Consider the following 18,906-nt stretch of genomic DNA (forward strand, 5'->3'; position numbering starts at 1 on the left):
CGTGCGCGCGTTGTATCGGGTCATCGTCTTGATGTGCCTGTTGCCCACCCTGGCGCTGGCTAGCGGGATGGAAGTCCTCACCCTGCAGAATCGCAGTGTCAGCGGGGTACTGCCGGTTTTGCGCCCGCTACTGGAACCCGGCGGAGTAATGACAGGGATCAACGACCAGATTATCCTGCGCGCATCCAGCGCCAATCGCGCACAAATCAAGGCTGCGCTTGCCAAAATAGACATACCGGCACGTCAATTGCTGATTTATGTCAGCCAGAATCATCAGCAAAACAACGAACAGAACGAATTGTCAGGACATGTAAATCTCGGCAGAAATACCATGTCGCCGCGACGTCAATCGGGTACCAGCCCTGATGGCCAGGTTACCACCGGCATCCGCAATGGCGACGTCAATGCCGGCATACGCCTGGGCAATACCCAGCGCAGCACAGATCAGCACACCAACCAGATGTTACGCGTGGTCGACGGCGGTAGCGCCTATATCCAAACCGGGGTGTCCATTCCCATACAGATGCATCAGGTTTATCTGTCCCCCGGCGGAGCCATCATTTCAGATAGCCGTGTCTATCGCGATATCGGTAGCGGCTTTTATGCCAAACCCCACGTCAACGGTCAACATGTAACGCTGGAAATCAGTCCGCAACAGGATAAGCTGTCAGCAAATGGGGCTGTCGAACAGCAACGACTTTACACGACCATCACCACCCGCCTGGGGGAATGGACGCAAATCGGCGGAACTGACACGCAAGGGGACCATCAAAACAGAGCGTTGCTGGGCGTTACCGGCAGCACCAGTGCAGCCCAGGGCGGCGTGTGGATGAAAATTGAAGAAGTGCCTCAGTAAATACCGAAAACTCAAGGTTGTTCCGGTTTAAACCATCAGATTGCAGCATGTGCACTCGCCATCATCCTGCGCAAATAGGATAATATCGCCTGCCCGGCACGTTGGCGTGATGCCACGCACAAACATTGACCGGCGCAGAGTCAAACAGGGGAACCATGCAAACTGAAACCGCGACGACCGTCAGCCACTTTGACCGTATTGGCGGCGCAGACACGATACGAGCATTGGTCAAGCGCTTCTATCAAGTCATGGATGAGTTGCCTGAGGCTTATGGCATCCGCAAACTGCATGCGGAGGATTTGCAAGGTTCGGAAGACAAGCTGTTCAAGTTTTTGTGCGGCTGGATGGATGGGCCGCAATTGTATGTGCAGGAATACGGACACCCCATGCTGCGCCGTCGGCACTTGCCTTTTTCGATCGGCGCATCCGAACGCGACCAGTGGCTGCTATGCATGAATACCGCACTGCTTGAGGTCGTTGAGGATCAGCAATTACGCGGCGAATTATCAGCCGCATTTGCCAAAGTCGCTGACCATATGCGCAATACACACTGAATTTTTTATTAAAGGAAGAACTGAATGAGCATGACACCCCAGCAACTTGTCGCCGAAGCCAAAACCCAGATCAAGGAAACCGACGCCAATAACGCTGCGACGCGCATTGGCGCCGGTGCTATCGTGATCGACGTGCGCGAACCAGCCGAATTCGATGCCGGGCATTTACCCAATGCGGTGAATATTCCGCGCGGCGTACTGGAATTCAAAACAGGTGACCACCCGGCCCTTTCCAACAAGGAAGCCGAAATCCTGTTGTATTGCAAAACCGGCGGCCGCTCCGCGCTTGCCGCGCTCAGCTTGCAGCGCCTGGGTTATATCAACCCGGTATCTATGGCTGGCGGGTTTGAAGCCTGGATAAACGCGGGTCAGAAAGTGGCGAAAGACACGACCAATTTCGGGGGCTAGCTACAGCTAGGCATGCTGACCGAATAATTCAGCGTAATCCTCGGCAGGCAGCGGCATGCTGTACAAGAATCCCTGAATCTCATCACAACCATGCCGCGCCAGAAAATCGCGTTGCCCGGTCGTCTCCACACCTTCAGCGATAACGCTGATGCCCATACTATGGGCAAGTTGGATGATGGCCGAAACGATGGTAGCGGCATCATGATCACTTTCCAGATCATGAACAAAGGACTGGTCTATTTTGATCGAGTCAATCGGGAAACGCTTGAGATAGCTCACGCTGGAATAACCAGTACCAAAACTTTCAATACATAAATACACACCGCGCTGTTTCAATGCCGTCAGGACTTTAAGCGTCTGCGCGGCATCCCCCATGGCAGTGGTTTCGCTGATTTCCAGCTCCAGTTTACTGGCCGGCAAACCGGTTTCCTGCAGTATCTGATCCAATACCAGCAACAGATCAGGTTGCGCAAACTGGCGCGCGGAAAGATTCACCGCCACACGCTGTCCGTCCAGCCCTGCTCGACACCATGCCGTCATCTGCTGACAGGCCTCTCGCAGCGCCCATTCCCCTACAGGCTCGATCAGATTGGTGGCTTCGATATCGGCAATGAACCGATCCGGCCCGATGATTCCGCTATGCGGATGACGCCAGCACAGCAGGGCTTCAACCCCGGTAATATGATCCTTGGCAAGGTGAATTTTAGGCTGGTAATGCATTTCAAATTCATTTTGCTCCAGCGCGCGACGCAAACCGCTTTCCAGCGACAATTGGCGTTTACCGGCGACATTCATGCTCGAATTGAAATACAGAAACCCGCCATGCTGCCGCTTGGCACGGTACATGGCAGTATCAGCCTGGCGCATTAGCTCCTGAGCATCATCCAGAACAGTCGTACCACCCGTAGTGGTGACCGAACCACGCAACGCGCTGATGCCTATGCTGGCAGACATGATGTAATCCCGTCCGAGCAGATTGATCGGTTCGTTCAGCGTTTCCAGTATTTTTTGTGCAACCGAAGCGGCAGCGCGGGCAGCTTGATTGCCGACCACCAGCACGGTGAACTCGTCTCCGCCCAAGCGGGCAACGTAGTCCTCTTTACGCACGCCAGCCTTGATGCGCGCCGCCACAATCCGTAACAGCTCGTCGCCAGTCTGATGGCCGAGCGTGTCATTAATATTCTTGAAGTGGTCGAGATCGAGATAAAGCAGCGCCACATTACCGCCATGGCGCTGGGCATGGGCCGTGACGCGGTCGAGATATTCCTGAAATGCCGCGCGATTGGCGAGTCCTGTCAAGGGATCGAAGCGTGCCAGTTGATCCAGGCGCCACTCGGTAAGCTTGCGTTCGGCAATTGCCGCCGCCACCAGCAGGCCGGACAATACAATCATGATCAACATGACTTGCAGGTTCACTAATAACGGGTAGGCAATGAAGTCGACTAATGCGCCATTGCTCATCAGGGCAGGCACAATGGCCAGTGCAGCCGCACACAGCGTCACCAGCGTAGTAGCAGGCAACCCCAGGCGCAATGCTGCCCAGATCACAAAAACAAACAGCAGGTAGTGGCCGCCGTTCAGGCCGGGAAGGATATCCAGACCCACAATTGGCAAGCTGGTCAATACCAGCATCAACGCCAGTACAGTCCAAAATTCCAGAGCCGGGGCAGAACGATTACCCGAATGCCAGGCGTGCCAACCCACCATGATCGGAGGTGCAAACAACAGAAAACCGATAATGTCGCCAAGCCACCAGCTCCATCCAGCCTGCATCAATCGCGCTTCTGGCAACTGACCATACAGGGCGAGCGTAGCCACGCCTGCCGCAGCGCCCACCAGAGAGGCGATCGGCGCAGCGAACAAAGCCAGTTTGATCACATCGTGCACGCGTTCCAGATTGGATTGGAATTTGTCAAAGCGGTTGAGCAACCAAACTGCCAGAACGGCTTCCAGGGTACTTCCTGCCGCCATGAACAGAGCGACGGGCCAATCCAGATCGATCCAGTTGGCGATGAACGCACCCAACAAAATACCAGGCCATAAACGCCGGCCAAATAACGCCAGTGCAGCCAACGCCAACCCGCTGGCAGGCCAGATTACGCTGATGCCGGGATGCATGTACGCTGCCATCCAGAGGCCAAAGCGCGCAATTAAAACATAGGCCCCAGCCAGAGCCAGTGGCTCGGCTAACCAGCGCATATCGGGAACAAGTCCAGAGGGTATCCGGAATTTTTGCATGTCTTGTCACATGCCCTGAACGGGCACAGCCGGGTACATGGATAGTGCGTCGACGATACGGTAGCAGTTGGCTAATACAAGCCGTTACGCTACCGCATCAATATGCGCCTTAACCGCCTCCAGCGATTCGCGCAAGGTATCTTCAGACAGGAGATTGAGGCTTTCTGCCAGCATTTCAGCCGCTTGCAGGGTTTCTGCTGCCAGGCTGGCACTGTCGATCTCGGCTACGAATACAGCTGCGGCGCCGGTCACCCGCAGCAGGGAATCGCGCTCGCGCATGAGTATTTCCACCTCATCGCGCATCATGGCAGCTTCCTGATGGTTTTGCGTGTTCAACATATAATCCCCTCTTTATAAAAATAATGTCAGCACACCTGTATAACCATACAGGCGATCATGCGAAATCTCGCCATTGGCGAAAAACCCCACCAAGGGGAATTCACCCAGCACCTCACTGATCAGCTTCAACTCAACCGAATCAGCACCGAACAAACCTTCACCCCGCCCCAGACAGGAATAATACACTGCACCGCGCGGTGGTGCAGTCAATGCCTGCTTAATGTCACCGAGCATGCGCAACATATCCTCACGTGCCGCGCTGGCGTCACGACGACAAAATACCACTTCACCCTGGGCTGGCACCACCTCGCTGATCGCAACAAGACGCTCATTCGTGTCGGCGCCAATCAGGTTACGGACCAGGTAATCGCGCGTATCCGAGCCGGAAACCGTAAGCGCAGCAAAAATATAACCGGCTGCACGGCTCAAGTCTCGCGCCAGGATTTCGCCGATATCTTCATTCAGCACATCCAGCGCCGGACGGCCATCCAGCGAGATCAGTATATTTTCCTGGCTGGCAGTCACCTGATGCGGTGCGGCGATCGGCGTAACGCCTTGCGTGAGACGCGTCATCACCGGGACTTGTGCGCCAAACATCACGCCCGACAAACCGCCATGTACGACATCATCCGCCACCTGTTGCGACTGAAACCGCGAGCTGGTAATACCGCCGGTGACAAAGCCGCTCTGCATCCGTGCCGCCAGCGCTTCGATAATATCCGGCACCTCGGCGTTGCGCGCATCACCATGCACCAATGCATAATGCGCAGCGCGCCCACCGACTTCGAAGCCGCCCGCTTGCCCATCAAGCTGCGCGAGTTCAGTCACATTGCCAAACACGCGAAAACCCTCTTCGGGAAACTCGCCCAGCATTACCGCAATAGCCGATTCATCCAGATATTCCTGTGCGGTGGCGCATACGCCAACACCCACCGATCCCACCCAATGCGGCACACCGCTATGTACTCGCAAGTAGTCAACAATCTCCGGCAACCGATTGGCATACAAATCAGTTACATACACAAACCCCAGATTGGCAGCTACCGGCACCGGCTGCAATCCACGCAAACATGCTTCAGCTGCTTCCATCCATTGCCCGAGACCGGAATGGGCGAAACGGAATGGACTATTGTTCATGCACGCCCCCCAGGCCAGCGCGCGTCAAGCACCTTGCGCATCCGCCCGGCCGCCTGCGGCGTGATGCCTGTCACCCCGGCCAGGTCATCTACACTGGCGGCAAACACGGCTGCCGCGCTGCCAAAGTGATCGAGCAATGTGCGCGCCATACCTTCGTTGATACCCGGTAGCCCCTCTACCAGATAGCGCTGGCCATTCATCGGGTCGAACGGCTTGCCGCTACGCATTACAATCGGGTGGCCAATACCGTGCTGCGCCTGGCTCGCCATCGTATACATCAGCTCAGCGCTGAACTCGGCACCCGGGCTAGGCACCAGCGGCACGCCTTCTCCCACGGTGAGCCAGGCAATCGCCTCGCGAATCACCAGGGGATCGGTATGAAAACGCCCGCCGTACAGATCACCCTCTATGATAAATATCGGTTGATCAAAGCTGGACTTGAGCTTGCCTACTTCGCCAAACAGTCGGTTATCCATAATTGCCAAGCTGAAATCGGTAGCTGACTTGCGCTCCACGACCACGCCTCCCTCCAGATCGTAGTCGCCACAGTCCATTTCAGTAGCATTTGTTACCAATCCCCTGAAATTACCGGGAAAGGTCTGCCAGTGTTTGAGAACCGGGCCGTTTTCTTCGCGCGGATGGAATGAGATGGAAACGGATGTGTCGCTCATAATCAATTGTGACCATGTTGTTTGAAGATAATGTCACTATAAAATGTCAAAAGGAATATCCTGGCTGCTGTAAAAAAACCAACTCGTCGGCACTGCTGGAGCGGCCCAACAATGGCATTGCGATGTGGAAAGCGTCCAAATCGGGCGATCACCTCATGATGCCGGTGTGCATAGCGTACCACCTCAGTCATATCTTCAGTATCATGCAGCGATCCAAACTTATGGAATGATGATCCAGTGTGCGTGATAGGGCTGTGTTGAACAAGTCGGATCAACCCCATCCCTAATTTGTAAGGGATGATCAAATCCGCATTCGCTTTGAGATGCCGCACTCATATTGACGCGAATCAGGTACCCATACCACCCTGCCTGGTGGTAGGCTATTGCTCTCGTCTCATTCGTTTCCGGCCATCATGAAATCACTCGATCACTACGACCTCGATGAACTCAAGCTCGTTTATCTCACGCTGCACGCTGCACTGCCCGACAATCCTCAATTGATGGATTCCGAATTATTGCAGGCGCTGCAAACCTATCTGCAACAGATGGCCAAATCAGCAAATGTGGACGTTTCCCACCATGGGCAATGGGCGCACTGGCTCAATAATGGCGTCGTGTTGAAACGGGTGTAGGCGCAGATGGCAGACTCTCGTTTTGTATTGGATGCCAGCCGGGATAATTTTCCTCAGTTGGTGCTGGGAAATTCGGACAAGGGGCCGGTCATGGTGCATTTCTGGACCCCTAAAGCCGGGCCCTGCATGCTGCTGATGCCGCGTCTGATCAAGCTTGCCACCGAATATAACGGCAAATTCCTGCTGGTGATGGTCAATACCGACGAGCTTGGCCCTATTGCTCGCGAATACAACGTGACCAGCGTGCCTACCGTGAAATTTTTCCGTCACGGCCAGATTGTCCACACCATCCACGGTGCCGATCCGGATGCGGAATTCCGCAAGGTACTGGATCGTTTCATCGCGCGCGACAGCGATGCGCTCCACGTACGTGCGCTCACCAGCCAGCAGCATGGCGATGCCCAAACGGCACGCCTATTGCTGGTCGAGGCAGCCCTGACCGATCCCGAAAACCCGCGCATTCCCGCTGATCTGGCAAAACTGCTCATGGCCGGCGGCGAAATGCAGCAAGCTCACGACCTGCTCACCGCGCTATCACCCGCCTTGCGCGAAGATGCGGAAATCAGCCGCTTGATCACCCATCTCGATTTCATTCTGGCCGCCCATTCCGCATTGCCACCTGCCGAGCTAAAACAGCGTATAACGCAGGACGCCAACGATCTGGAAGCACGCTACCAGCTTGCCGCTGTATTTCTGGTAGCGGATGACATGGATTCAGCCATGGCCGAACTTTTGGAAATCGTCCGTCGTGACCGTGGTTTTCGTCAGGATATCGGTCGCCGTGGTCTGGTCAGCCTGTTTGACATGCTGGGTGCCACGCATCCGCTCACTACGCAATACCGCCCTCAACTCGTCAACGCACTTCACTGACCAACATGTTCCTGCATGACTGGATCGGCTTGGTGGCAGGGACGCTCACCACGGTCGCCTTTATCCCGCAGGTGATCAAGATATGGCGCAGCAAAAAAGCCGATGATATTTCCGTCAGCATGTTCCTGATTTTTACTGTCGGCGTAGCCCTATGGATGATATACGGCATTCAGATCGCATCCCTGCCCGTCATGCTGGCCAATGCAGTCACCATGATGCTGGCGCTGGTCATCCTGATATTGAAATATCGCTATCGAAAATAACGCCCACACCTGGCTATCCAACTGGCCAGCGCATTCACCACTATTTGAGTCTTTGCTGCCGCTGCCAGGCACACTGACTACGGCGTCATGCTGGCCGGATACCACCACACTCTCCCGTTGCGCTGCCGAACGCGGCGTGGTCAACACCAATGGCCAGGCTATTCACTTCGAATCCGGCAATCACACCAACCCGGCGCTGGCTTATGAAACGGCTATTTATAGCCTTGGCACGGTAGCCACACGCAGTCACAATTGGCACGATTTCTTCAACGCTTTGGTATGGCTCAACTGGCCCAACACCAAGGCCGCGCTCAATACATTGCATATCCGCACCGGGGGATCATCCATACGCAGCCGACCGCGCGATGCCCTTACCCTGCTCGACGAAAGTGGTGTGGTCGTAGCTTATTCCGAACCCGCTTTGTGGAATCGCCTGGCACATGCAGACTGGCACGACTTGTTTGTCCGGCAACGTGCAGCCGTGCGCGCCAACATGCGCTTTTACCTGATCGGCCATGCGCTTCATGAAAAAACGCTGACACCCTATCCGTCGATGACGGGCAAATGCGTACCTATTTTGGTTCCGAATGAATTTTTTGCGCGGGATACCGCACAGCAACGCCTGCAACTGGACGCCATGCTGGCGCGACAGCTATTGGCAACTCCACCGCAAACACCAGCACAATTTCCACCATTGCCACTACTGGGTATTCCTGGTGTAACCCCTGCCAGCGAGCTTCCTGGCTTTTACGCCAATACCCGGATTTTCCGCTCCATGCGTGTTATTTAATCTCTATTGCACCAGCACCGATTGTGCTCGATGCTAGCGCACACAATCCACATAATAAACCGGCTTGCCGTCCGTTTCTCCCTTCACCAGCCCGTGAATATCGGTCTCGAAACCCGGGAAGCGTTCGTTGAAGTCGCGTGCAAATTTGAGGTAGCGCACGATGGTGGCATTGAAGCGTTCGCCCGGAATCAGCAAGGGAATACCCGGTGGATAGGGGGTCAGCAATACGCTGGTAATGCGGCCTTCGAGTTTGTCGATTTCCACCCGGTCGATTTCACGGTGTGCCATTCTTGCAAATGCGTCGCTCGGCTTCATGGCCGGTTCCATATTGGAAAGATACATCTCGGTGGTGAGACGAGCGATATCGTTGGCCTTATAGATACCGTGAATGGCGTCGCATAAATCCTTCAAACCCATGCGCTCATAACGCGGATATTTGGCGATGAATTCAGGCAACACGCGCCACAACGGCTGATTGCGGTCGTAATCATCCTTGAACTGCTGCAAAGCAGTCAACATGGTATTCCAGCGGCCCTTGGTAATGCCGATGGTAAACATGATGAAAAACGAATAAAGACCTGTTTTTTCCACGATCACGCCATGCTCGGCAAGGTATTTGGTCACGATGGCGGCAGGCATGCCGGAGTCGGCAAAATCGCCGTCCACATCGAGACCGGGGGTGATGATGGTGGATTTGATCGGGTCAAGCATATTGAAGCCCGAAGCGAGGTCGCCAAAGCCATGCCAGCGTTCATTGGCACGCAGAATCCAGTCGTCGCGTTCCCCCATCCCTTCCTCGGCCAGGTGTTCCGGTCCCCATACTTTGAACCACCATGAATCGCCGAATTCGTTGGCCACCTTGCGCATGGCGCGACGGAAATCCAGCGCTTCCATAATGGATTCCTCCACCAGCGCAGTACCTCCCGGCGGCTCCATCATTGATGCCGATACGTCGCAGGAGGCAATGATGGCGTATTGCGGGCTGGTGGATGTATGCATCAGATAGGCTTCGTTGAAGATATCCCGATCCAGCGTACGCGTCTCGGAGTCCTGAATCAGGATTTGCGAAGCCTGCGACAATCCGGCCAGCATCTTGTGGGTGGATTGCGTGGCAAAAATCATGGATTCCTTGCAACGCGGCCGGTCTTTGCCAATGGCGTGCATGCCCTGATAAAAATCGTGGAAAGTAGCGTGCGGCAACCAGGCTTCATCAAAGTGCAGCGTATCGATCTGACCGTCGAGTAAAGCCTTGATCGTCTCTACGTTATAGAGCACGCCATCGTAAGTGCTCTGGGTAATGGTAAGGATGCGGGGCTTGCCCTTGGCGGCGCGGGCAAACGGATTGGCGTCGATTTTTTTCTGGATATTTTCGGGCGTGAACTCGGACAGCGGGATCGGGCCGATAATGCCGTAGTGATTCCGCGTCGGCGTCAGGAATACCGGAATCGCACCCGTCATGGTAATGGCGTGCAAAATGGATTTATGACAATTGCGATCCACCACCACGATATCATCTGGCGCCACGGTCGAATGCCACACCATCTTGTTGGATGTGGAGGTGCCGTTAGTCACGAAAAACAGGTTATCGGCGTTGAAAATACGTGCCGCATTGCGCTCTGAGGCCGCGACCGGACCAGTGTGATCCAGTAATTGGCCAAGTTCATCCACCGCGTTGCACACGTCGGCGCGCAGCATGTTTTCGCCGAAGAATTGGTGAAACATCTGCCCCACCGGGCTTTTCAGGAAGGCAACGCCCCCTGAATGACCAGGGCAGTGCCAGGAATAGGAGCCATCCGAAGCGTAATGGGTGAGTGCACGGAAGAACGGCGGCGCCAATGCGTCGAGATAGGTTTTCGCCTCGCGCAGGATATGGCGCGCTACGAACTCCGGCGTATCCTCGAACATATGGATGAAACCATGCAATTCCTTCAATACGTCGTTGGGGATATGGCGCGAGGTACGCGTTTCACCATACAGAAAAATAGGGATTTCACTGTTGCGGAAACGGATTTCTTCCACAAAAGTTCGCAGTTGGGCGACGGCCTGATCGGCCGCATTGGGCGAAGAAAATTCTTCGTCGTCGATCGACAGAATAAAGCACGATGCACGGCTCTGCTGCTGGGCAAAGCTGGACAAATCACCATAGCTGGTAACACCCAGCACTTCAGTGCCTTCGTCTTCAATCGCCTTGGCCAGCGCCCGCACACCCAGCCCGCTGGCGTTCTCCGAACGGAAATCCTCGTCGATGATGACGATGGGAAAACGGAATTTCATTACTGGCTCCTCATGGCCGACTGTACAAGGACAGCGCGGATATAAACAATGAAACCGCCAACACAGCGCATGGTGACAGGCTGTCCTGACGGTTTGGCGTTATCGCCTGACATGATACAAATCTATATTTTCGGCAAGGTAACGCCGCTCTGCCCCTGATATTTACCTCCGCGATCACGATACGAGGTTTCACATTCCTCATCTGCCTCGAAGAACACCACTTGCGCCACGCCCTCATTGGCATAAATCCGCGCCGGCAGTGGCGTGGTGTTGGAGAATTCGAGCGTGACATAACCTTCCCATTCAGGCTCGAACGGGGTGACGTTGACGATGATGCCGCAACGCGCATAAGTGGATTTACCCAGACATATGGTCAGCACATTGCGCGGAATCCGGAAATATTCCACGGTACGCGCCAGCGCGAATGAATTGGGCGGAATGATGCATGAATCACCTACCACATCCACGAAAGAATTCGAGTCGAAATGCTTCGGATCCACGATGGTCGAATTGATATTGGTAAACAGCTTGAATTCATTCGAGCAGCGAATATCGTAACCATAGCTGGAGGTACCATAGGAAACGATTTTCTGACCGTTTACCTCGCGTACCTGATTGGGCTCGAACGGCGCGATCATCCCCTGCTGTTCCGCCATACGGCGGATCCATTTGTCTGACTTGATGCTCATCTGTATATATTCCGGCGTTCAGGTGTTCTGAATGACAATCTTGGGGAAGGCGTTGCTGTGATCCTGCGACTGTTCAGCCACTTTCACAGCCACACGCCGCGCAATGTCGCGGTAAATTTCGGCAATGCGGCTATCCGGTGCGGCAACCACTGTCGGCGTGCCGGAATCCGCCTCTTTGCGAATACGCATGTCGAGCGGCAACGCGCCGAGGAATTCGATTTCATAGTCGGCCGACATACGCTCACCGCCGCCTTCGCCAAAGACATGTTCCTCATGTCCGCAATTGCTGCAAATGTGAATACTCATGTTTTCCACGATACCGAGAATCGGGATACCGACTTTCTCAAACATTTTCAAACCCTTGCGCGCGTCGATCAAGGCAATGTCCTGTGGCGTGGTAACGATCACTGCACCGGTAACAGGTACCCGCTGTGCTAATGTCAGCTGGATATCGCCTGTGCCTGGCGGCAAGTCCACCACCAGATAATCGAGGTCGCGCCAGCGTGTATCGTTCAGCAATTGTTCCAGCGCCTGGGTGACCATCGGGCCGCGCCATACCATGGGGGTTTCCGCATCAATCAGAAAACCGATGGACATGGCTTGCAGGCCGTGGCCTTCCATCGGCTCCAGGGTCTTGCCGTCGCGCGATTCAGGACGCCCGACGATGCCCAGCATGGTGGGCTGGGATGGCCCATAGATATCGGCATCCAGCATCCCGACACTGGCACCTTCTGCCGCCAGCGCCAGCGCCAGATTAACCGCTGTGGTGGATTTGCCCACACCGCCTTTTCCCGAGGCCACGGCAATCACGTTTTTTACGCCCGGGATGAGTTTCACACCGCGCTGCACACTGTGCGAAACAATCTTGTAGCTGACATTAACGGTAATTTTCCCCGCACCAGCCAGCGTACCCAGCTTGTCAGCCACCATCTTGCGAATGATTTCCATCTGGCTTTTGGCAGGATACCCCAGCACCACATCCAGAGCCACGTCGCTACCATCCACCTTGATATTGCGCGCGGATTTGCTGGTGATGAAGTCCTTGTGCGTGTTGGGGTCGATCACTTCTTTCAATGCGGTCTGGACTTGCAACTCGGATATGGGCATTACTCTTGACTCCTTCGATGTGCACGAAATATCTAATTTTAAACAATCTATCCTGTTGTATCCATGCATGCCAAAACAAAAACCGGGGAGAACCCCGGTTATTCACTTTAGACCAGCAACAAACCATGTTTTTTATGGGTTACGGTCACAGATTCAACTTTTAATCACCACGACGTATCGAATGCCAGTATCAAATTAACACATTGCGCTAATTTACGCCTCTCGCCCGGTATAGTGCCCCACCAGTAAAGCTTCAGGCACACGGTTTCGAATGGCACCCGCTATTTCCAGCACTACCCCGGAACGATGCCGCAACGATACCCATAACACGTTGATAGACAAGTTCACATCGGCAAATACCACCTCTCGATAACAAGCCAGCACCGCCTCGATACTCAGCACGGTGCGCTCAATATAGTCTTTGGGCTGATGCCGAAGCTTGGGTAGGAGCATCATGAAATCGGTCAGCATTTTGCCATTTTCATCGCGTGTGGGCACGACTTTCCACATCGGCAACGCCGGCTTGGCAGTTTGCGCAGTGAGTGCTGCTCGATTTGTAAAACGTGCCGGTTTCATGAACTTATCCCCATGGATAAAGTTTACGCGCTGTGCAGAAGCGCTACTTCACATCAGTGCGCCAGATGTGTTTCAATCTCCGCAAAAGTGCGTGCTATTTCCGCTGTCTGCACAGTAACACCCAGTTGCCTGGTCAGGCGTGACAGCGACAGGATACCGCGGACCTTCTGCGGCAGCCCCGGCGCAGACCGATCCACCACCAATGCATGCTGACGCCCGCTCGCTTTCAGTGTTGCCAGCACATCACCTGCTCTGGCCCGCTCCACGTCATTCATGCAAATTACTTCGAGTTTGTCGCCCGGGGTCATGATGTCCTGTACCAGCACCTCCACATGTGTACAGCCGGTATTCTGAATCACCTGCATGGGTTTCTCCCCCATCAAGTCGGTAGAAGTTACCAATCCCAACAGTGTATTTTTTGCATCCACGACCAGCAGCAAGCGCACACCACGGTGAATCATCTTGTGCTGCGCCTCTTCTATGCTTTCCAATGGGAAAATCGTATATGCCGTGACAATCTTGAAATCGGTCATCACATCCAGCGCAGGGCTGTTCAAAGTGACGCGCTCAGGCAGATTCTGCACGGGCTTGTGAAATGTTGCGCCGGACTCAAGATGTCCGGAAGGAAGGATGTGATAGAGCTCGCTCATGTATTGTCGCCTTAGTCTGATTTTGTCGTGTTTATCCTGATCCCCTGTCGATACCGGACAGGTCTGAACCAATATAGGCCTTCGCAGGCAAAACCTCAATCCGCCAATACATGTTCGATTTCGCTCTGAATGGCTGTGTCTGCCCCGGGTCCGAAATGACTGATCAGCGGATCGAAATCATCGGTGAAGGCATAATCGAATTTCACATCCTGCAAACCCAGCGCGCCGAACAGGCGATTTTCGAATGAATAATCATCGGGTTGCGCAATCACGGTCGGCCAGCCCGATTCACCACGAGACAATATTGGGCCGAAAAATATCAATCCGGGCTTGTTTTTGCATCGCAATGCGCAACTACTCTCGGTACGCCCTGACATGGGCAAAAAATCAATGGTGCGCGAGAATCGGTTTTCGCGTTCCAGCACGATATCTGTCTTGCCTGAAATATGCAGGGCTTCGTGACCGTAAGCCATGGTTTGTGCTGCCGAGGCACTGCGCCAGGCTTCAACATCCTTGGCACCGAAACGGCTGGGATAAAAAATGAATTTGAGCGGCATGATGGCATTGATCTGCGCCAGCATCTCCGGCGAAAAAACCGGCGAATTGATGAGTATGCCGCCACCCTCTTTATCCGCCAGAAAAAAAACTGCCGGGTGTGTGCCCGGCAGGTAGTACACACTGCGATCAAAAGATTCATACAGTTTTTGCATTCAACCCCCTATTCGTGGTGATGTATCTGGCCGTAAAGCCTGGCCGTGCCATGTTTGTGCGGCACATCACGCTCAAGATAACGCTCCAATTCAGTCAGCGCCGAGCGATATACTTCACGCTTGAAATCCACGACCGATTCCATCGCTGTCCAGTAATCATTCCAGCGCCAGGCATCGAATTCCGGATGCGTGGAGGCGCGCAGGCACACATCACAGTCGCGCCCGGTCAAGCGCAGCAAAAACCATATCTGCTTCTGACCACGATAATTTCCGCGCCAGTCACGCCGCACCCACTGATTCGGCACGTCGTAGCGTAACCAATCGCGTGTGCGCCCAAGGATCCGTACATATTGCGCCGCCAAGCCGACTTCTTCCATCAGTTCCCGGTACATGGCCTGTTCCGGAGTTTCGCCGTGGTTGATTCCACCCTGCGGAAACTGCCAGGAATGTTGCCGTATGCGTTTGCCCCAAAACACCTCATTCCGGGAATTACATAGAATGATGCCGACATTGGGGCGATACCCCTCCTTGTCGATCATATCCGCCACCAAAATTAATCCGTTACAATTGAGCCCATTTTTCCACAGTTCGGAAACATTGGAAAGCCAAGATATATTCCCTTGAACGCCTATTTCCGGAGCTGTGTATACGGCGTCAGGAATTGCTGTGCAAAACCACGCTGCACCGCGCACGGCCTAACTGAGTTGCCCGATACTGGTTTTACCACACATTCATCACGCATATCCGAACATGGATGATCTTGAAAAACATTACAAAGCACTTCCGTTAGCCGAAAGACTGGATCTTGCACTGTCCGAATCACTGCCTGCACAGTACCGTCTCTTCATGGTGCATGAGCAGTGGATGGTCATCAAATGCTACTTTGCCCGCCGCGCCGATCTGAGCCAGAACGAAGTCGCTGCGCTGATAGAAGACCAGGATCACGTCATTCGCTTGTGCATCGCCAAACGTCCCGACCTCACCCCAGCCATGGTGGAGAAATGTGTCAATGATCGCGATCCCAATGTACGTCACGCCATCTCACGGAATGCGCTCACCAGCGAGACACAACGCGCATTACTCCGGCTGGATGAAGATCCGTTGGTAGCCCGTGCTGCCGCCAAAGGCGCGAAGGACACGCAATACCGGCAAAGACCCGGACAAACCAGATTGATTAAATGATTCGGTGAGTTGATCAATCACAAAGCGCGGGTTGCGTTACCTGATTCATTGTCACAATACTGTCATACAAATAGCTCAAACTGATCGTGGTTTTGGTATTTCCAACTACCTGGTTTTCAATTTTTAAGGAGTCCACGATGCTAGCAGCAGCGCTCAAACGTTTATATCAACCACTCGCAATAGGTTTTATTGCATCCAGCATGATTCTAGGTAGCCAGGTCGCTGCGGCAGCTGACATGCTGACCGGCGCAGGTGGCACCGCCATCTATCCAGTGTTGTCAAAATGGGCAGCCGCATATAAAAAAGAAACCGGTACCGAAGTTAATTACCAGTCTATTGGGTCTGGTGGCGGCATCAAGCAAATCAAGAACAAGACCGTGGCCTTTGCCGACAGCGACAAGCCTTTGACCCCAGACGAGTTGAACAAAGACGGCCTGGCGCAATTTCCTGCGGTGATTATTGCCATTACCCCTGTGGTCAATTTGCCTGGCGTGAAACCCGGCCAGATGGTACTGGATGGTTCCGTGCTGGCAGACATTTATCTGGGCAAGATCACCAAATGGAACGATCCGGCCATCCACGCACTCAACCCCAGCATGAAACTGCCTGACATGGCGATTTCCACCGTGCATCGTTCAGACGGTTCCGGCACTACCTTCAACTTTACCGACTATCTGTCCAAAGTCAGCCCTGAGTGGAAAGCAAAAGTGGGTTCCGACACCTCCGTGTCCTGGCCCGGCGGCGTAGGCGGCAAAGGTAACGAAGGCGTGGCTGGTTTTGTGAAACAGCTCCCGGGTTCCATTGGTTATGTGGAATATGCGTACACCATGGAAACCAAGCTGACTTACACCCGCATGAAAAATGCTGACGGCAAGATTGTTGAGCCCAGCATGAAAAGTTTCCAGGATGCTGCGGGCAATGCCGACTTCTCCAAGGTCAGCGACTTCTATCTCATCCTGACCAATCAGCCAGGTGCAACGAGCTGGCCGATTACTGCCGCTACCTACTTCCTGATGCGCAAGGACTATCCTAAGGCTGAAAATCAGAAAGTAGTGAAATTCGCCAAATGGTTCCTCGAACATGGCCAGGCAGATGCTGAAAAGCTGGCCTATGTACCGTTGCCAAAGCGTACTGTTAGCCTGATTGAGGCTTACTGGAAAAAAGAATTGGGTATTTAAGGTTGAACTTGGGGAGGTCAATCACCCCCTTCAGTTTTACATATTGATTCTGTTTAAAAAAAGGGTGGCGCAAGCCACCCTTTTGTTTTGGTCCATGCTTAAAAACTAGAGTCCCGTAAAAAACCGCTCCCGCATTTCCTCCAGCCCCAGCGTTTCCAATACCTCATTCAATCGCTCTGCCGGACGCTTGCGAGGCAGATCTTTATAGCTGGCTATAATCAGCTCATTTTTCATCGAGTGTTCCCACCCCACCAACTCAGTCACACTGACCTGATAACCGTGTGCCTCCAACTGCAGACAACGCAGGACATTGGTGATCTGGCTACCGAATTCACGCGTATGCAAGGGATGTCGCCAAATTTCGGCAAGAACATTTTTGGCCAGTGTTCTGCTTTTGTTTTTCTTCAACATCGAAGCGATTTCGGCCTGGCAACACGGCACCAGCACCATGAATTGTGCCTGCCGTTTTAACGCAAAATGAATTGCATCGTCGGTAGCCGTGTTACATGCATGCAGCGCCGTTACAATATCGACTTTAGCCGGCAACAAGTCTGAGGTAATGGACTCGGCCACAGACAAATTGAGAAAGCTCATTCCCGAGAAACCAAGCCGGGTTGCCAGCTCCTGCGACTTTTTCACCAGCTCGTCACGGGTTTCGATGCCGAAAATATGTGATTCGCCATTCAGCGTCTTGAAAAACAGATCGTACAGAATAAAGCCCAGATAGGACTTGCCGGCACCATGATCAACCAGCTGGATATCGGCATAATCTTGCCGGATGGCCTGCAGCAATGGTTCGATGAACTGGTACAAGTGATACACCTGCTTGAGCTTGCGCCGGCTATCCTGATTCATCTTGCCGTCGCGGGTAAGGATATGCAGCTCTTTAAGCAGTTCGATGGACTGTCCCGGCCTGATTTCGTGCATATCGCTCATGCCAGCCCCTTGTGGTCATGCTCATTCATTATCCGCAATCCATCCACAAAATCAGGGAATTCCAGCCCCAGCTGCGCTTCCAGCCGGGCAGCACGATTGCGCAGCATTTCCCATTCGGCATGGCGCGGTTTGCTGGCGAAGCCGAACACGATGACATTGCCGCGCCGTTCGGCGGGCAGACACAGGATACGTCCGTCAAAAGCCGTTTCGATCCGTTTGAGATAAACCTCGAAGCTGGGGTCGCTGCCCCATAAATTAACGGACAGCACACCCTGCCGGGTAAGTGCCATCGCGCAGTGGTCATAGAAGTCCTGGGTAGCGAGGGATTCGACCTGACAGCCGGAATCAAAGCCATCCAGCAGAATAGCGTCCCAGCCCAGATGTTCAACGATATAACTGGATGCATCGCCGTGTACCACATGCAGGCGTTCATCATCAGGTGGTAGCTGAAAAAACCCTCTTGCAGCGGTAATTACCTGCGAATTGATTTCCACGGCAACCAGTTTTGTTTCAGGTAATCGCTGGTACAGGAATTTCGCCAGCGACCCGCCTCCCAGCCCAAGCAACAACACGTTCTCGGGTGGTGCCACAAGCAGCAAAAAACCCAGCATGGCACGAGTATAGGACAGCTCCAGCCCATTCGGGTCGGACAGGCGCATGGCGGATTGCACCGTATCATTTCCCAGATGCAGAAAACGCACGCCATCCTGCTCACTGATTTCGACCGTATCCAGATCGGATACCGCCTTGTGAATACGTCGTTTGAAAAATCGCATGAAAATCCTATTTGTAAACTGTAGCGCAGACGTAACTGTTAAAATTGCCAGCATTTTACGAACAACTGGA

The 18,906-nt window shown here is 53.8% G+C and carries 23 protein-coding genes; 9 read left to right on the forward strand and 14 right to left on the reverse strand.

What is annotated here, in order from left to right; genetic code table 11:
* Window position 1: 1 nt before the first annotated feature.
* From ACYCZJ_RS00570 to ACYCZJ_RS00580, 3 genes are all read left to right on the forward strand, one after another.
* A complete protein-coding gene (locus ACYCZJ_RS00570) occupies window positions 2-856 on the forward strand; it encodes a hypothetical protein (protein WP_461552273.1) in 855 nt (284 codons plus the stop codon).
* Window positions 857-1,011: 155 nt separating this feature from the next.
* Window positions 1,012-1,410: a group II truncated hemoglobin gene (locus ACYCZJ_RS00575; protein ID WP_461552274.1), complete on the forward strand. Its 399-nt coding sequence runs from the start codon at window positions 1,012-1,014 to the stop codon at window positions 1,408-1,410.
* Window positions 1,411-1,434: 24 nt separating this feature from the next.
* Complete coding sequence (locus ACYCZJ_RS00580) at window positions 1,435-1,818, forward strand: rhodanese-like domain-containing protein (RefSeq protein WP_461552275.1); 384 nt, start codon at window positions 1,435-1,437, stop codon at window positions 1,816-1,818.
* 6 nt (window positions 1,819-1,824) lie between these two features.
* Here ACYCZJ_RS00580 and ACYCZJ_RS00585 read toward each other — a convergent pair whose 3' ends face one another.
* The 5 genes from ACYCZJ_RS00585 to ACYCZJ_RS00605 form a co-directional block, all read right to left on the reverse strand.
* Window positions 1,825-4,017 carry a putative bifunctional diguanylate cyclase/phosphodiesterase gene (locus ACYCZJ_RS00585; RefSeq protein ID WP_461552276.1) on the reverse strand — a complete coding sequence of 731 codons (2,193 nt, stop codon included), beginning with the start codon at window positions 4,015-4,017 and terminating at the stop codon, window positions 1,825-1,827.
* A 123-nt stretch (window positions 4,018-4,140) separates the two neighbouring features.
* Complete coding sequence (locus tag ACYCZJ_RS00590; RefSeq protein ID WP_461552277.1) at window positions 4,141-4,395, reverse strand: hypothetical protein; 255 nt, start codon at window positions 4,393-4,395, stop codon at window positions 4,141-4,143.
* Between the two features lie 12 nt (window positions 4,396-4,407).
* Complete coding sequence (locus tag ACYCZJ_RS00595) at window positions 4,408-5,532, reverse strand: FIST signal transduction protein (RefSeq protein ID WP_461552278.1); 1,125 nt, start codon at window positions 5,530-5,532, stop codon at window positions 4,408-4,410.
* Window positions 5,529-6,203: an ERCC4 domain-containing protein gene (locus tag ACYCZJ_RS00600; RefSeq protein WP_461552279.1), complete on the reverse strand. Its 675-nt coding sequence runs from the start codon at window positions 6,201-6,203 to the stop codon at window positions 5,529-5,531. The genes ACYCZJ_RS00595 and ACYCZJ_RS00600 overlap by 4 nt, the downstream gene beginning before the upstream one ends.
* Window positions 6,204-6,205: 2 nt before the next feature.
* The gene (locus ACYCZJ_RS00605) at window positions 6,206-6,484 is read right to left on the reverse strand and encodes a DUF924 family protein (RefSeq protein WP_461552467.1); all 279 of its coding nucleotides are present in this window, start codon (window positions 6,482-6,484) and stop codon (window positions 6,206-6,208) included.
* 132 nt (window positions 6,485-6,616) lie between these two features.
* Between ACYCZJ_RS00605 and ACYCZJ_RS00610 the strand changes: the two genes are divergently transcribed.
* From ACYCZJ_RS00610 to ACYCZJ_RS00625, 4 genes are read left to right on the forward strand one after another with little or no spacing between them, the layout of a single operon-like run.
* The gene (locus tag ACYCZJ_RS00610) at window positions 6,617-6,835 is read left to right on the forward strand and encodes a hypothetical protein (RefSeq protein ID WP_461552280.1); all 219 of its coding nucleotides are present in this window, start codon (window positions 6,617-6,619) and stop codon (window positions 6,833-6,835) included.
* Window positions 6,836-6,841: 6 nt separating this feature from the next.
* Window positions 6,842-7,705 (forward strand): tetratricopeptide repeat protein, encoded by an 864-nt coding sequence (locus ACYCZJ_RS00615; protein ID WP_461552281.1) that lies wholly within the window; start codon window positions 6,842-6,844, stop codon window positions 7,703-7,705.
* Between the two features lie 5 nt (window positions 7,706-7,710).
* Window positions 7,711-7,968 (forward strand): SemiSWEET transporter, encoded by a 258-nt coding sequence (locus ACYCZJ_RS00620; protein ID WP_461552282.1) that lies wholly within the window; start codon window positions 7,711-7,713, stop codon window positions 7,966-7,968.
* Window positions 7,969-8,020: 52 nt separating this feature from the next.
* Complete coding sequence (locus ACYCZJ_RS00625; protein ID WP_461552283.1) at window positions 8,021-8,758, forward strand: DUF3025 domain-containing protein; 738 nt, start codon at window positions 8,021-8,023, stop codon at window positions 8,756-8,758.
* 33 nt (window positions 8,759-8,791) lie between these two features.
* Here the strand turns inward: ACYCZJ_RS00625 and ACYCZJ_RS00630 are convergent, their stop codons facing one another.
* The 7 genes from ACYCZJ_RS00630 to ACYCZJ_RS00660 all read right to left on the reverse strand — a co-directional run bounded on the left by ACYCZJ_RS00630 (window position 8,792) and on the right by ACYCZJ_RS00660 (window position 15,303).
* Entirely contained in the window at window positions 8,792-11,032 is a 2,241-nt protein-coding gene (locus ACYCZJ_RS00630; RefSeq protein WP_461552284.1) for an Orn/Lys/Arg family decarboxylase, read from the reverse strand.
* Between the two features lie 122 nt (window positions 11,033-11,154).
* The gene (gene dcd, locus ACYCZJ_RS00635) at window positions 11,155-11,721 is read right to left on the reverse strand and encodes a dCTP deaminase (RefSeq protein WP_461552285.1); all 567 of its coding nucleotides are present in this window, start codon (window positions 11,719-11,721) and stop codon (window positions 11,155-11,157) included.
* A gap of 18 nt (window positions 11,722-11,739) precedes the next feature.
* Window positions 11,740-12,828, reverse strand: coding sequence for an iron-sulfur cluster carrier protein ApbC (gene apbC, locus ACYCZJ_RS00640; protein WP_461552286.1), 1,089 nt, complete (start codon window positions 12,826-12,828; stop codon window positions 11,740-11,742).
* A 213-nt stretch (window positions 12,829-13,041) separates the two neighbouring features.
* Complete coding sequence (locus ACYCZJ_RS00645; protein ID WP_461552287.1) at window positions 13,042-13,404, reverse strand: hypothetical protein; 363 nt, start codon at window positions 13,402-13,404, stop codon at window positions 13,042-13,044.
* 53 nt (window positions 13,405-13,457) lie between these two features.
* Window positions 13,458-14,054 (reverse strand): CBS domain-containing protein, encoded by a 597-nt coding sequence (locus ACYCZJ_RS00650; protein ID WP_461552288.1) that lies wholly within the window; start codon window positions 14,052-14,054, stop codon window positions 13,458-13,460.
* Between the two features lie 95 nt (window positions 14,055-14,149).
* Window positions 14,150-14,764, reverse strand: coding sequence for a hypothetical protein (locus ACYCZJ_RS00655; RefSeq protein WP_461552289.1), 615 nt, complete (start codon window positions 14,762-14,764; stop codon window positions 14,150-14,152).
* 8 nt (window positions 14,765-14,772) lie between these two features.
* Window positions 14,773-15,303, reverse strand: coding sequence for an RNA pyrophosphohydrolase (locus tag ACYCZJ_RS00660; RefSeq protein WP_461552468.1), 531 nt, complete (start codon window positions 15,301-15,303; stop codon window positions 14,773-14,775).
* A 211-nt stretch (window positions 15,304-15,514) separates the two neighbouring features.
* On the opposite strand from ACYCZJ_RS00660, the gene ACYCZJ_RS00665 reads away from it, so the two are divergent.
* On the forward strand, window positions 15,515-15,946 hold the full coding sequence (locus ACYCZJ_RS00665) for a hypothetical protein (protein WP_461552290.1): 432 nt from the start codon (window positions 15,515-15,517) through the stop codon (window positions 15,944-15,946).
* Window positions 15,947-16,083: 137 nt separating this feature from the next.
* A complete protein-coding gene (pstS, locus tag ACYCZJ_RS00670) occupies window positions 16,084-17,124 on the forward strand; it encodes a phosphate ABC transporter substrate-binding protein PstS (protein ID WP_461552291.1) in 1,041 nt (346 codons plus the stop codon).
* A gap of 105 nt (window positions 17,125-17,229) precedes the next feature.
* On the opposite strand, the gene ACYCZJ_RS00675 is transcribed toward pstS, so the two are convergent.
* Window positions 17,230-18,060 carry a class I SAM-dependent methyltransferase gene (locus ACYCZJ_RS00675; protein ID WP_461552292.1) on the reverse strand — a complete coding sequence of 277 codons (831 nt, stop codon included), beginning with the start codon at window positions 18,058-18,060 and terminating at the stop codon, window positions 17,230-17,232.
* Window positions 18,057-18,836, reverse strand: coding sequence for a polyamine aminopropyltransferase (locus tag ACYCZJ_RS00680; protein ID WP_461552293.1), 780 nt, complete (start codon window positions 18,834-18,836; stop codon window positions 18,057-18,059). Before ACYCZJ_RS00680 ends, ACYCZJ_RS00675 begins: the two co-directional genes overlap by 4 nt.
* Between the last annotated feature and the right edge of the window lie 70 nt (window positions 18,837-18,906).

The organism is Sulfuriferula sp., assembly GCF_054605375.1.

Coding starts and splice junctions, on each gene's coding strand:
- ACYCZJ_RS00575 (WP_461552274.1), top strand. CDS start 1,012: ATGCAAACTGAAACCGCGACGACCGTCAGCCACTTTGACCGTATTGGC.
- ACYCZJ_RS00580 (WP_461552275.1), top strand. CDS start 1,435: ATGAGCATGACACCCCAGCAACTTGTCGCCGAAGCCAAAACCCAGATC.
- ACYCZJ_RS00585 (WP_461552276.1), bottom strand. CDS start 4,017: ATGCGCTGGTTAGCCGAGCCACTGGCTCTGGCTGGGGCCTATGTTTTA.
- ACYCZJ_RS00590 (WP_461552277.1), bottom strand. CDS start 4,395: ATGTTGAACACGCAAAACCATCAGGAAGCTGCCATGATGCGCGATGAG.
- ACYCZJ_RS00595 (WP_461552278.1), bottom strand. CDS start 5,532: ATGAACAATAGTCCATTCCGTTTCGCCCATTCCGGTCTCGGGCAATGG.
- ACYCZJ_RS00600 (WP_461552279.1), bottom strand. CDS start 6,203: ATGAGCGACACATCCGTTTCCATCTCATTCCATCCGCGCGAAGAAAAC.
- ACYCZJ_RS00605 (WP_461552467.1), bottom strand. CDS start 6,484: ATGGGGTTGATCCGACTTGTTCAACACAGCCCTATCACGCACACTGGA.
- ACYCZJ_RS00610 (WP_461552280.1), top strand. CDS start 6,617: ATGAAATCACTCGATCACTACGACCTCGATGAACTCAAGCTCGTTTAT.
- ACYCZJ_RS00615 (WP_461552281.1), top strand. CDS start 6,842: ATGGCAGACTCTCGTTTTGTATTGGATGCCAGCCGGGATAATTTTCCT.
- ACYCZJ_RS00620 (WP_461552282.1), top strand. CDS start 7,711: ATGTTCCTGCATGACTGGATCGGCTTGGTGGCAGGGACGCTCACCACG.
- ACYCZJ_RS00630 (WP_461552284.1), bottom strand. CDS start 11,032: ATGAAATTCCGTTTTCCCATCGTCATCATCGACGAGGATTTCCGTTCG.
- dcd (WP_461552285.1), bottom strand. CDS start 11,721: ATGAGCATCAAGTCAGACAAATGGATCCGCCGTATGGCGGAACAGCAG.
- apbC (WP_461552286.1), bottom strand. CDS start 12,828: ATGCCCATATCCGAGTTGCAAGTCCAGACCGCATTGAAAGAAGTGATC.
- ACYCZJ_RS00645 (WP_461552287.1), bottom strand. CDS start 13,404: ATGAAACCGGCACGTTTTACAAATCGAGCAGCACTCACTGCGCAAACT.
- ACYCZJ_RS00650 (WP_461552288.1), bottom strand. CDS start 14,054: ATGAGCGAGCTCTATCACATCCTTCCTTCCGGACATCTTGAGTCCGGC.
- ACYCZJ_RS00655 (WP_461552289.1), bottom strand. CDS start 14,764: ATGCAAAAACTGTATGAATCTTTTGATCGCAGTGTGTACTACCTGCCG.
- ACYCZJ_RS00660 (WP_461552468.1), bottom strand. CDS start 15,303: ATGATCGACAAGGAGGGGTATCGCCCCAATGTCGGCATCATTCTATGT.
- ACYCZJ_RS00665 (WP_461552290.1), top strand. CDS start 15,515: ATGGATGATCTTGAAAAACATTACAAAGCACTTCCGTTAGCCGAAAGA.
- pstS (WP_461552291.1), top strand. CDS start 16,084: ATGCTAGCAGCAGCGCTCAAACGTTTATATCAACCACTCGCAATAGGT.
- ACYCZJ_RS00675 (WP_461552292.1), bottom strand. CDS start 18,060: ATGAGCGATATGCACGAAATCAGGCCGGGACAGTCCATCGAACTGCTT.
- ACYCZJ_RS00680 (WP_461552293.1), bottom strand. CDS start 18,836: ATGCGATTTTTCAAACGACGTATTCACAAGGCGGTATCCGATCTGGAT.